Genomic DNA, 11,468 nt, shown 5'->3' with positions numbered 1-11,468 from the left:
GCAGGTTCACGAAATAGCCCGACTGCGGACGGCTTTCGAGCAGCCCGCGGCTTTCCAGCAGCAGATACGCATGCAGCACGGTCGTGATGCTGATCCGGTGCTGCTGGCTCGCCTGCCGCACCGAAGGAATCCGGTCGCCGTGCCGGTACACGCCCTGGCGGATCAGGCGCTCGATGTCGTCCGCGAGTTTTTCATAGAGTTTCATCGCGTGCCTCCCGCCGGGCGGCGCAGCTGGGCTGCCCCGCCGTTTGCGTCCGACACGCCCGTGTTGCGCCCGCCGGCCGGGCCGTCGTGATTCCTGATCCTTCCCTCCGGTTTTGCCTTTTCCATCGCACTGGCTCTCTCTTGAAGATGCGCCGACAGGGTTCCGGTGCGACTGGATCCGCGGCACTGTGCACTTGATGGTGGAATCTTAAGAGCAGAACAGTTGGCGACGAGTACACACATCGATCGCGCGAACAAGAGTACAGTTCGGCGCGCATCGCTCACAGCAGGAAAACTGTACGTCTTAAGAATGGGCCGCGAGGGCGGTGAATCGCGCGCAGCGACGCCGGACGGTGCGCGGGGCTTTCGGGGAAGGCACGACAACGAACCGCGAATGCACCAGGAGGTCGCGGAGCGGCCGGTACACGTTGCCGGCCATTCGGAGATGAAAAACTGTTCGATCTAACAGTTTTTCGTTCGATACCGTCGCCAACGAGCCAAAACTCGTCGATCGCACAGTTTTCCCTTGAATTCTTGCATCGAGATGCAATACTGTTTGATCTCACAGTTTTCATCCTGCCGAACCGGCAACGGTAGCAGGGCCCACCATGCGATACACGATCGAACAGGCATCCGACATCGGCGGCGTGATCCGCGCCGCGCGGAAAGTGCAGCAACTGCGCCAGGACGACGCGGCCGGCAGCGTCGGCGTCAGCGAGTCGTTCATGGTCAAGGCCGAGCGCGGCGCGGACACCATCCAGTGGGCCAAGGTGTTCCAGATCCTGCAGGGGCTCGGCGTTCGGGTCGTCGTCGACATTCCCGACGCCAGCGAGGAACTGCTCGAACGCCAGTCGGCGCGCGCGAGCCATCGGGCCGGCGTGCGTGCACGGCGCGCGGCCGAGCGCCTGCTGCTGCGCGCGGACGCCGCGCACCCGGCCCCGGCCGGCGAATCCGCGCCGCCCGCCCGCGCGGCCGCACGCGTGCTCTCGGCCGCACGTCTCGTGCTGTCGCCTGCCGAAGCGTCCGGCGTGGGGGCGGACGACACGCGCCGCCCGCGGATCAGGACGACCGACGCCGGCCGTCAGGCCTCGGCCCGTGCAATCGAGATCGCGCGCCGCGTGCTGACAGACGCCGGTGAAGCCGTGCCCGACCACGCGCGCCCCGCCGACGAGGACGCGTCGCATGACTGAGCGCACCCTCGTCGCCGCCATCGACGGCCAATCAATCGGCACGCTGCATGAAAACCGCAATCTGTGGGCATTCGAATACGCGCCGTCGTGGCTCGCGCAGGCGTCCCGCTTCGCGCTGAGCCCGCATCTCCCGCTGCAGGCCGGTGTGCTGCGCGACGGCGCGACCACCCGCCCCGTCCAGTGGTATTTCGACAACCTGCTGCCGGAAGAATCGGTGCGGGCGCTGCTGACGCGTGACGCGGGCCTGCCCGACATCGGCGACGCGTTCGCGCTGCTCGAGCACTACGGACGCGAATCGGCCGGCTCGGTGACGTTGCGCCTGCCGGCGGACACGGCCGACGAGGACACGCGCCTGCGCCCGCTCGACGATACCGAACTCGACGCGCGCATCCGCCACCTGCCTGCCGTGCCGCTGACGCACGACGCGCCGAAGAAGATGTCGCTCGCCGGCGCGCAGCACAAGCTGCCGGTCGTGCTGCGCGACGGCGCGCTGTTCGAGCCGAGCGGCCAGGCGGTGTCGACGCACATCCTGAAGCCGAATCATCCGCACGCGCACGACTATCCGCATTCGGTCATCAACGAGTGGTTCGTGATGACGCTCGCGCGCCGCGTCGGCCTCGACGTGCCCGAGGTCGAGCGCCGCTACGTGCCGGCGCCCGTGTACGTGATCCGCCGCTTCGACCGCGCGCAGACGGATACCGGCGTCGAACGACGCCACGCGATCGATGGTTGCCAGGCGCTCAACCTGCCCGCGACGATGAAATACACGGGCTGGTCGCTCGACGCGCTCGCAACGCTCGCCAACGCGTGCCGCGCGCCCGCACCGGTTCGCCTGCGCCTGTTCCGCTGGCTCGTGTTCTGCATCGTCGTCGGCAACGGCGATTCACACCTGAAGAATCTGAGCTTCCTCGTCACCGACAGCGGGCTCGCGCTGGCACCGCACTACGACCTGCTGTGCGACGGTGTCTACGAAACCGCGACTTATAGCGCGCGCAGCCGCTGGCCGGACCTGACGGAATTCACGCGGCCCGTCGTGGGTGTGCAGCGCTATGCGGATTTCACACGCGACGTGCTCGACCAGGCCGGCGCGACGCTCGGGCTGACGCGCGCGACCGCGCATCGCCACATCGACGAAGTGCTCGCGCGCATTCCGGCGCAGGCCGACGCGCTGCTGCTCGAGATCGCCGCCGACAACGACGCGATGAAGACTGCCCGCCCCGAACTCACGGCGACGCTCGGCGGCGAAATGCACCTGCTGCGCGCGATCCGCTATATCGTCATCCACGAGATGGTCGAGCGGCTGCGCCCACGCTGACGCCAAACACCGCCCAAGACGATCCGATGCCGCCACGCGAAGGCCGCCGAACATCATGACCCAATCTGTCCGCCCGCCCATCGTCGACCCGCTCGTCGCTCGACTGACCGGCAGCGCCGACCACCCGCGCTTCACCGGCGCGCCGCTCGACCTGTCGACGCTCGACGCGCACGCGCTCGGCGCGGTGTGGCCGGCGCTGCGCCGCACCGAGGAACACGTCGCGCAGCACGACTACGCGTACGACGATCCGCGCGCCGAATTCGCACGCTGGCTACGCACCCAGATCGACGCACTCGAGCTCGCGCCGCTCGTCGATGCCGAAGCCGCGCTCGAACTGTTCCGCGACATTCCGGCCGGCGCGTGGCAGCGCGCGATACAGGAACTGTCGTGTCTCGACGCGCTGCCCGCGCCCGCACTGCAGGCCGAACTCGCGCGCATCCTCGGCGAACCGCAGAACGACGGCCTGCAACGACTCTCCGTGTACGGCGAATATGCGCTCCATTCGTTCGCCGGCCGGCGCGACATCACGGCCTTGCGCGATGCGTATGCGCAGTCGAATGCCGATTCCCCGTTTCGCGTGCGCGAGCTCGACGTGCTGCCCGAACTCGGGCCGGCGGCGCTGCTCGCGCTGGCCGCGACGAACGACGGTTATTTCGCGCCGAAACGGCTGTGGTTCAACGCCGACGATCCGGCCGCCACGCTCGCGGAGGAGCCCGCTTACGTCGACTTCGCGCGCGACACGCTGACCGAAGCCGCGCGGCACGTCGCCGCGATTCACGTGGGCGAAGTCCCCTATCAGGCCGATCGCGCGTTCACGACCGACGACGCGCAGGTCGTCGCGCGCGCGGCGCGCGTCGCGGCCTATCGCGACGCGCCGTGGCTCCCCCCGCTGATCGGGCCGCTGCTGACCGGCGTGTGCGTCGCGCCGACCGCCGCGAAAACCGCGCCGTCGCAATCGCTTGCGATCGCGCTCGGCCATGCGGTCGAGACGATCCCGACACCCGAGAGCGTGCGTGCGCTGCGCGATGCGCTGGCCACCGTGCGTCACGCGGGCGTGCAGAAGAAGCTCGCGCGTAACCTGAAGCCCGCCGAACGCGCGCTCGGCGAACGGCCGCACACCGCGCTGCGCATGACACTCGACGCGAAGCCCGACAAGAAGCAGCTCACGATGCTCGCCACCTGCATGGAAGCGGGTTTCTGGCAGTCGATGACGCTCGGCCATGCCGAATGGCGCGAGCGCCTCGTCGATGCGCCGGCCGGCGCCGCGTTCTCGACCCGCACGATCTGGCAGGCACGCGCGCGCGACGGCGCGACCGTTTCGTTCATGCCCGATATCGCGAAGGGCAAGGTCGTGCTGCGCAACGCCGCCGGCGCGGCGTGCGAACTCGATGCCGACAGCGAGATCCGGCTCTGGCATCCGCTCTTGGCCGATGCGGACGAGCGGCTCGCGTGGCAGCGCGCGATCGTCGGCCGTTCGATCCGGCAGCCCGTTCGGCAGGCGTTCCGCGAGTTCTACGTGCCGGCCGACGAAGACACCGCGACCAGTCATTCCGCGATGTTCGAAGGTCATGTCCTCGCGAGTCGCCCGCTGCTCGGCGTCGCACGCCGCGAAGGCTGGTCGATCCGCGCGTACGACGACGGCCTCGCACGCGAGTTCGGCGACGTGCGCGCGACCTTCAGCGTCGCCGCGCGGCTCTTTCCGGGCACGGACGGCCAGGGCACGTCGGGCCGGCTGCACGTCGAACGCAGGCACGAGCGGCGCTGGATGGCCGCGCCGATCGGCGAAATCGATCCCGTCGTGTTCTCGGAAGTGGCGCGCGCGGTCGACCTGCTCGTCAGCGTCGCCGCCTTCGCGCTCGACGATGAAGCGACGCGCGCGGCCGACACGCCGGCGGACCCGGTGCGCCAGCGCGCCGCGCGAAACGCGCGCGCGCAGCGCCTGCACCGGCTGTCCGACCTGCCGCTCGGCGCGATGGCGCAGCATCGCAAGCAGGTGCTCGCGCTCGTGTTCGCGGAACCGATCGCGCAAGGCCGGGTGACGCTCGACGATCGCCATGTGCGCGTCGGCGCGTGGTCGGTGCATTGCGCGACCGGGCGCGTGATGCGCGACGGCGAACCCGTCGAACCTTCGATCGAACCGCCGCCGTCGCCGCTGCGCGCGGTGCCGTGGCTGCCTTATGACGAAGCGCTGCTGCAGCGGATCGTCGATGTGGTCGCGGGGTTGCTCGACTGAGGCGGCGATGCGGCGGCATGCACCGCCTACCGCGCCGCCTGCTGCCGCTGCACCTCCTGCGCTTTCATCTGCAGATAGGCGCCGCGCTCGACCTCGTGCAATTGCTGCGGATACTGCTCGGTCGCGTCGAACCAGCGCGCGAGGCGCTGGTCGAGCGGCTTGTCGAGCGTCGCGAGATACGTGTCGATCGCGAGGTAGTAGCGCATCGTGTTGCGCTCCAGCAGCCCGCGCACGCCGCCCACATACTGCGGCTGCGCGGCCGATCCGCCGCTGACGGTCGTGAAGCCGACCTTCTCGCTGCCGACGGTCGCGAGGTAGGTCTTCATCGCCATCCGGCCCACCGTGCCGAAGCCATACGAATACGTCAGATGCAGGAACGTGCGCGACGCGCCGACCGGCACGGCCTCCAGCGCGATCCGGTAATCCTTCGTGCCCATCGGCCCGCTGTCGGCGGTCAGGTCGACCTGGAAATAGTCGGGCGTCGCGGCCGCCGCGCGATAGCGAAATTGCACGCGGTAGGTGTCCGGCAGCTTCTGCTGGATCTTGCGGCCGAGGTTCACGTCGAGCACCGGGCCGTTGCTGCCGGTCGACGCGTGGCAATACTTCGTGTTCAGGTGCAGGATCAGCACCGCGCACCAGTTCGCGGGGCCCTGGGCGGGATCGTCGAGCTGGCCGCTCACCACCGCATACGGATAGTCGACCACCGCGTAGATGTCGCCCTTCAGCGACGACGACGCTTCCGCCGATTCGAGCACCAGCGGCCGGTGAAACGCGTTGTCCTTCAGTTGCGGGCCGAGGCTGCGGTACCGCTCGAGCAGTGTCGCCGCGTCGTCCGCGCCGAACGACAGCGCGCTCCAGCCCGCGCACAGGGCCGCGACGAGCGCGTGCCGGGCGCGGCGAGCAAGCCGCGTGCCGCGCGGATGTCCGGATGTCTTCATTCTTGTGCTCCCACCGGATGCGCGATGGTCGCGCACATGTGTCACAGAATACGCCTGGCCGCAGCGCAACATCGCGTGCGAACGCGCCGTTATCGGCTCCGCTTCACCGGCACCGGCAACTGCGCGGCCGTGATCCGGATCAGCGCCGACAGCCATTCGCGATCGTCCCAGCGCTCGCCGGCGATGACGAGGTGCGGCTTCGCGGCCGGATACGGCGAACCTTCTTCGCACGTGCCGAGAAACGCGCGGCCTTCGGCCGTCGGCTTGACGAACAGCCGATCGTCGCAGACGAGCGCGACCATCTTGCCGTCGCAATAAATGCCGTATTCGCCGAACATCTTGCGCGCCGATACCGTGCCGGCCGCCGCCATCTGCTCGACGATGAAATCGACTGTGCCTTGGCTCGATGCCATCGCTGTTCCTTTGAAAAAGTTTATGACCGCAGCGGGTGGCCGACCGTTCCGCCTGATTGGCAGATGCGCTGCGGGGCATCATCCGTTGGAAAGCGGCGTGAGCATTCCGGTCACGCACGTCCCATCGCAATCGCCCGTCCCCTCCTGATATCCCTGACAGTTGCATTACCGCGCGGTGAATCGTCCAATAGCGCTTCACAAAAAATGTGCTTCGCCGACGTGCCGGGAGAGCGGCACGGGCCAGCCCACCGAATCGCGGTGCGCCCCGAAGCATCTCTGCAAGGAACCCGATGAACGTACCCTACACATCCATTGCCGGCGCAACCGTCCCCGCCGTTCGCGAATCGTGGAAACGGATCGAAGGCTGGATCGCCGCCGATCCGGCACGCCTGCCCGGCGGACTCAACGGACCGGCCCCGGGGCACGCGATCGCCGCATTGCATGCCGCGCTGGGCACGACGCTGCCGGACGACCTGCTGGAAAGCCTCCGGCTGCACGACGGACAAGCCGATCCGGACGCCGTCTTCGCCGAAGGCGATGCCATGCTGAGCGCACACGAGATCGGCGCGCAATGGTCGATCTGGAACAAGCTCGTTTCCGGCGGCGACTTCGACGACATGACGTCCGACCCCGCCGCCGGCATCCGCGACGACTGGTACAACCTCAGGTGGATTCCGTTCACGCACGACGGCAGCGGCAATCATCTGTGCGTCGACCTCGATCCCGCGGAAGGCGGCACGGTCGGGCAGGTGATCCGGGTCTGGCATGACGACGAGCAGCGCGAACGGATCGCATCGAGTTTTGCGGAATGGCTCGCCCGCGTGGCGGCGGAGCGTGACGATCCGGCCGGTGATTGAGCCGCGGGTGAAAGCGGCGCGACATGTCGCGCGCCGGCGCCCGCCTACGAACGCAGCGTCGACGGCGCGGCGCAGCATCTTGCGCAACCGGACGCAGGCCGACGGGCGTCTTGACGACGCACAGGCAGCCCCTGCCCGATCCGCAAGACGCCGTTACTTCTCGGCCGCGAACGCGCTCGACATCTGCCGCGCCCGCTTCACGTCGTCGCCATGCAGGTAAATCGACGTCGTGGAAATCGACGCATGGCGCAGGTTGTCGCGCACGGTCGTCAACTCCGCGCCGCGCGCCAATGCGTGCGTCGCATGGGTATGACGCATCCAGTGCGGGCTGGCCTGCCGCAACTTCTGCGCGAGCGCCGGGTTGTCGGCATCGACCTGATCGGCCGTCTGCGCGAAGAAGCGCTGCATCACCTTCCACAGCCGCACGCTCGTGATCGCGGCCGCGCCGTCTTCCGCGAGGCTCGGGATCAGCGGCGTGTCGGGCCGCCAGCGCGACGGCGTGACCGGCAGCCGGCGTGCGACCAGGAAACGGTCGAGCCCCGTGCGTGCAAGCGGCGGCAGCGCGACGCGCGCCGCCTTGCTGCCCTTGCCGATCACCTTCAGCCACGCGTCGCCGTGCGCATCGGTCTCGATGTCGCCGAGCGTCGCGCCGACCAGCTCGCTCGCGCGCAGCCCGGTCGCATAGCCGAAATCGAGAATGAAGCGCAGCCGTTGCGCGGCGGCCGGCGTCCAGCCCGACTGCGGCGCGGCCTGCGTGCCCTTGCGGAACTCGAGCCCGTCGGCGATCGTGCGCACGAGCAGCCACTCGCCTTCGGTGAACGCATGCGACGTGTCGAGTGCGTTCGGGCCGCGCGTGTCGCGCACCTTGACGCCCGCGAACGGATTCGCGAGCAGGTAGCGCTGTTCGATCAGCCAGCGGAACAGCGCGCCGAGCACCGACAGCGTGTAGGCGGCCGAGCGCGCGGACAGCGCACCCGAGAACGGCCGCCAGTCGGACGCACTGCGCGGCCGCACGGGCCCGACCCAGCGCTCGTGCGGCGTCGGGCGCCGCACGAACGCGCGATACGCGACCGCATCCTCGGTCGTCAGCGACGACAGCGCGCGGCCGCGCTCGACGATCGCCCACAGGATCAGCCGCTCGGCCTCCTTCCGGTACGCCCGCCGCGTCGCGGCCGATTCGTGCAGCGACAGCCACGCATGCACGGCCGCGTAATCGTTGTCCGCATCGAGCGTGCTGGTCGCGCGCGGCGCGCGGAAGGTGCCGGCCGATCCGTCGACCTCGTGCGGCAGCTTCAGCTGCTCCCACGGCACGATGGCGCCGCGCGGCGTCGCCGCGATCAGCGCGCGCGCCCGTTCGGTCAGCGCCGGATGCGCGGCGAAAAACGCCTCGATGTGCCGCGCACCGGCCATGCCGAGGCCCGCGATCGCACGCCACCACTGGCGCCGGCGCGGAATCCGCACCGTGAGATCGGCGAGCGTCGCGATCCCGTGCGCACGTAGCGCGCCGACCGCACGCGCGGGCAGCCACAGGCCGACGTCGTCGCTGATCTGCGGGACCGGCGCACGCGCATGACGCAGCAGGCCGATCGCTTCGGCGGCCGCCTTCGCTTCCCGCATACGCTCCCCGTCGGGATGACCGAGCCGCTCCGCGAGATCGGGCCGGCCCACCTGCCGCGCGACGCGCACGAGGCGGCGGCGAATGCCGCCGATCACGCCGCGCGCCGAGCGCCCTTCGCCGAGCCGATCGGGCAGGTAGCGCTCGACGGCCTGGCGCACGGTCATGCCCGCGTACCACGCACGCAGCGCGGCCAGTTCGTCGGCATCGGGAAAGCCTGCGGGCGCAGGTGTGGAATCGGAGGAAGGCGGTGAGGCGAGGCGCGGTTTCATGACCGCGAGTTTGACAGAAGCGCGCGCGGCCGGATACGTCGTACGCGGCGTGTCGGGCGTGAGGCGCGTTCACGAGCGTGACGCTCGACACGGCCTGCTATGCTCCGCACTGCATTCCCACGTCATCCGTCTGCCGCTTCTTCGCATCACGTTGCGACGGGCGGGTTCCGCGTTGAACTGCGCTGGACGATCCGGCCATCCGAATCGGAATGCGCAGCCGGATATCAAAGGCTGCGTGGATCGTCCAATGCAATTCCGGCCGTCGGTCAATCACACCTCTACCAACAAGAACCGCCATTCCATGACACCCCGCCTTCTCGCCGCGCTCGTTGCCGCGGCCTTGAGCTGCGCCGCCCTGCCCGCCGCCTACGCACGCACCTACGTCGCACCGACCGCGTCGCTCGGAACCGGGGCTTACGTTCACCGGTTCGTGCTGCGCGACCCCGTCACGCACCAGCCGCTGCCGAATGCGCGCTACCGGCTGCTGCTGCCCGGGCAGGTGATCGCGGGGCTGCCGCCTCATGAAAAAGGCGGCGAAAGCGTCGTGTTCGGCACGACCGACGCCGCCGGACGCACGGCGCGGATCCGCCTGCCCGCCCGTCATCCCGAGCGTGAGTGGGCGCTTCAGCCCATCGTCGGCGAAGGCGACATGGGCGGAACGTTCCGCGTGATCGACATCGATACGGGGCGACCCTACGGCCATTACTCGTACGTACTCGACGTGACGGGCGCGTATCTGGCCTGCGGACAGATCGACGCCAACGGCTATACCGTCTTCGCGCAATCGCACGAGGACCGCAAGCTCTGGTTGCACCCCACGGTATTGCGCGTGCCCGCGGACACCGACTGGTGCGCAGGGTCCGCCACGAACATCGCCAACAGTGCCGGCAATCCGGGCGCGCCCGATCTCTACACGCAGTACCTCGGCAGCCTGGTCGCCGACGGCCAGCATCTCGGCCGAGCACTCCGGCAACAGATCGCGGCCAAGATGGTCGCGCTGGCGATTGCCGAACGGGACGAAGGCCGCATCGACACCGCGCTCGATGTGGGCAATTTCACGGATCGCATGTTGAACACGGTCGGTTACGACCTCGTCAATGCCGGCCTGAAGATCGATCGTGCGATGGCGATGATCGATGCGCGCCTGGCGAAATCGCCGGACGACGCGTATGCGCTCGACAGCAAGGGCTGGGCACTGTATCGCCTTGGTCGCAACGACGACGCGCTGACGTGGTTCGACCGCTCGATCGCGATCTTCGCGAAGGACGGCGACATCGACAAGGATGCGCGCGAAGCCTATGCAAGCGGGCTGACGCACAAGGGTGAAGTGCTGTGGAAGCTGGCGCGCCGGGATGAAGCGCGCGAGGCGTTCGCGCAGGCGCGGCAGGTTCAGCCGGAGAACGCCGATCTGGCGGAGACGTTGAAACGGCTGGCGATCCCGCTCGGGCAGGATGGCGCGAAGGCGCCGGGTACGGCAAGCGAATAGCCGGCGACGCGAGCGGACACGCAAGCGGATGCCTGGCGCTGCAGCGGCTGTCGCGGGGCGCGTGGAGCGCGGCGGCCGGCCGTGTCCGGCACCTTCACCGGACGAGGCCGGCCACGCGCGCTTCCGTCACTCCTCGCCCTTCGCGCCCGGATTGAGCATCACGACGAAGCCGGCCACGCCGACCACCAGCGCGATCGCGCCGCCGCGCAGCGCCATCGCGTTGTCGAACAGCAGCCCCGACACGACGGCCATCATCCCCGCGAGCGACACGAACACGGCGATCGCCGCGACGACGATGCGGGACTGGCGGCGGATCATCGCGCGCCGCGTCAGGCAGCCGCGGCGGCGGCCGCTACGTCGTGATCGTCGCCGCGAATCAGCAGCACCGGGCACTTCGAGCCGCGCACGAAGCGCTCCGCGACGCTGCCGAGCAGCACGCGCCGGATTCCGCGCCGCCCATGCGTGCCGACCACCGCGAGATCGAAACCGCCTTCCTTCACGTAGCGCTGCAGGCGCTCCGCGATGTCCTCGCCGATGCTTTCGGTCTCGACGAGTTCGGCCTCGCCCTTCGCGCCGGCCAGCGCGATGATCTGCTCGGCTTCGCGCAGCACCTTGCGCCCGTCGTCGCGGATCTCCTCGACCAGTGCGTGCGGATCGAAACGGCCCGCGTAAGTGAACAGCACCGACTTGTCCACCACATACACGACGCTGACGTGTGCGTCGCCTGCCAGCGCGACCTTCACTGCCTCGGCAAGCGCCTGCTTCGACGAAGCGCTGCCGTCGACGGCCACCATGATCTTCTCGTACATGCGAACCTCGCTGGGGTGAGTGGCCACGCTTCCGATCGCGCGGCCTTGTCACCATCATCGGCGGATGGCGGGTTCGAATGTTGATGGCGATCAAGGTCCACCGGCGGCCGGCTGTGCGGCAAAGCGTCGCGACGTG

General features: G+C 69.1%; 11 protein-coding genes. 5 read left to right on the top strand and 6 right to left on the bottom strand.

The features are described 5' to 3' along the window. Positions 1 to 205 (bottom strand): GntR family transcriptional regulator (locus LGM56_RS19060; protein ID WP_134319755.1); only part of this gene is annotated, 205 nt, incomplete at its 3' end. A 607-nt stretch (positions 206 to 812) separates the two neighbouring features. Between LGM56_RS19060 and LGM56_RS19055 the strand changes: the two genes are divergently transcribed. From LGM56_RS19055 to LGM56_RS19045, 3 genes are read left to right on the top strand one after another with little or no spacing between them, the layout of a single operon-like run. Next, on the top strand, positions 813 to 1,394 hold the full coding sequence (locus LGM56_RS19055; RefSeq protein WP_089498582.1) for a helix-turn-helix domain-containing protein: 582 nt from the start codon (positions 813 to 815) through the stop codon (positions 1,392 to 1,394). Continuing rightward, positions 1,387 to 2,709: a HipA domain-containing protein gene (locus LGM56_RS19050; protein ID WP_226206379.1), complete on the top strand. Its 1,323-nt coding sequence runs from the start codon at positions 1,387 to 1,389 to the stop codon at positions 2,707 to 2,709. Before LGM56_RS19055 ends, LGM56_RS19050 begins: the two co-directional genes overlap by 8 nt. A 55-nt stretch (positions 2,710 to 2,764) precedes the next feature. Then, on the top strand, positions 2,765 to 4,942 hold the full coding sequence (locus tag LGM56_RS19045) for a DUF4132 domain-containing protein (protein WP_226206378.1): 2,178 nt from the start codon (positions 2,765 to 2,767) through the stop codon (positions 4,940 to 4,942). A 26-nt stretch (positions 4,943 to 4,968) separates the two neighbouring features. Here LGM56_RS19045 and LGM56_RS19040 read toward each other — a convergent pair whose 3' ends face one another. Together LGM56_RS19040 and LGM56_RS19035 are read right to left on the bottom strand one after the other, a co-directional pair. Further along, positions 4,969 to 5,880: a hypothetical protein gene (locus LGM56_RS19040; protein ID WP_226206377.1), complete on the bottom strand. Its 912-nt coding sequence runs from the start codon at positions 5,878 to 5,880 to the stop codon at positions 4,969 to 4,971. 89 nt (positions 5,881 to 5,969) lie between these two features. Next, positions 5,970 to 6,293: a TfoX/Sxy family protein gene (locus tag LGM56_RS19035; RefSeq protein WP_089498578.1), complete on the bottom strand. Its 324-nt coding sequence runs from the start codon at positions 6,291 to 6,293 to the stop codon at positions 5,970 to 5,972. A gap of 290 nt (positions 6,294 to 6,583) precedes the next feature. On the opposite strand from LGM56_RS19035, the gene LGM56_RS19030 reads away from it, so the two are divergent. Beyond that, positions 6,584 to 7,150, top strand: coding sequence for an SMI1/KNR4 family protein (locus LGM56_RS19030; protein ID WP_226206376.1), 567 nt, complete (start codon positions 6,584 to 6,586; stop codon positions 7,148 to 7,150). Between the two features lie 153 nt (positions 7,151 to 7,303). Here LGM56_RS19030 and LGM56_RS19025 read toward each other — a convergent pair whose 3' ends face one another. Beyond that, a complete protein-coding gene (locus tag LGM56_RS19025; RefSeq protein ID WP_226206375.1) occupies positions 7,304 to 9,037 on the bottom strand; it encodes a site-specific integrase in 1,734 nt (577 codons plus the stop codon). Here LGM56_RS19025 and LGM56_RS19020 point away from each other — a divergent pair. Then, the gene (locus LGM56_RS19020; protein ID WP_226206374.1) at positions 9,036 to 10,523 is read left to right on the top strand and encodes a tetratricopeptide repeat protein; all 1,488 of its coding nucleotides are present in this window, start codon (positions 9,036 to 9,038) and stop codon (positions 10,521 to 10,523) included. The genes LGM56_RS19025 and LGM56_RS19020 overlap by 2 nt on opposite strands. Positions 10,524 to 10,649: 126 nt before the next feature. On the opposite strand, the gene LGM56_RS19015 is transcribed toward LGM56_RS19020, so the two are convergent. Both LGM56_RS19015 and LGM56_RS19010 read right to left on the bottom strand, forming a co-directional pair. After that, positions 10,650 to 10,841: a DUF2964 family protein gene (locus LGM56_RS19015; RefSeq protein ID WP_089498574.1), complete on the bottom strand. Its 192-nt coding sequence runs from the start codon at positions 10,839 to 10,841 to the stop codon at positions 10,650 to 10,652. An 11-nt stretch (positions 10,842 to 10,852) separates the two neighbouring features. After that, complete coding sequence (locus LGM56_RS19010; protein ID WP_089498573.1) at positions 10,853 to 11,332, bottom strand: universal stress protein; 480 nt, start codon at positions 11,330 to 11,332, stop codon at positions 10,853 to 10,855. Positions 11,333 to 11,468: the final 136 nt, after the last annotated feature.

The organism is Burkholderia sp. AU38729 (genome assembly GCF_020419725.1).
Classification (GTDB): domain Bacteria; phylum Pseudomonadota; class Gammaproteobacteria; order Burkholderiales; family Burkholderiaceae; genus Burkholderia.
Note: the sequence above shows the minus strand (reverse complement) of the source record. Positions and strands in the feature narration are given on the sequence as shown.

Coding starts and splice junctions, on each gene's coding strand:
- LGM56_RS19030 (WP_226206376.1), top strand. CDS start 6,584: ATGAACGTACCCTACACATCCATTGCCGGCGCAACCGTCCCCGCCGTT.
- LGM56_RS19045 (WP_226206378.1), top strand. CDS start 2,765: ATGACCCAATCTGTCCGCCCGCCCATCGTCGACCCGCTCGTCGCTCGA.
- LGM56_RS19035 (WP_089498578.1), bottom strand. CDS start 6,293: ATGGCATCGAGCCAAGGCACAGTCGATTTCATCGTCGAGCAGATGGCG.
- LGM56_RS19040 (WP_226206377.1), bottom strand. CDS start 5,880: ATGAAGACATCCGGACATCCGCGCGGCACGCGGCTTGCTCGCCGCGCC.
- LGM56_RS19055 (WP_089498582.1), top strand. CDS start 813: ATGCGATACACGATCGAACAGGCATCCGACATCGGCGGCGTGATCCGC.
- LGM56_RS19010 (WP_089498573.1), bottom strand. CDS start 11,332: ATGTACGAGAAGATCATGGTGGCCGTCGACGGCAGCGCTTCGTCGAAG.
- LGM56_RS19020 (WP_226206374.1), top strand. CDS start 9,036: ATGACCGCGAGTTTGACAGAAGCGCGCGCGGCCGGATACGTCGTACGC.
- LGM56_RS19025 (WP_226206375.1), bottom strand. CDS start 9,037: ATGAAACCGCGCCTCGCCTCACCGCCTTCCTCCGATTCCACACCTGCG.
- LGM56_RS19050 (WP_226206379.1), top strand. CDS start 1,387: ATGACTGAGCGCACCCTCGTCGCCGCCATCGACGGCCAATCAATCGGC.
- LGM56_RS19015 (WP_089498574.1), bottom strand. CDS start 10,841: ATGATCCGCCGCCAGTCCCGCATCGTCGTCGCGGCGATCGCCGTGTTC.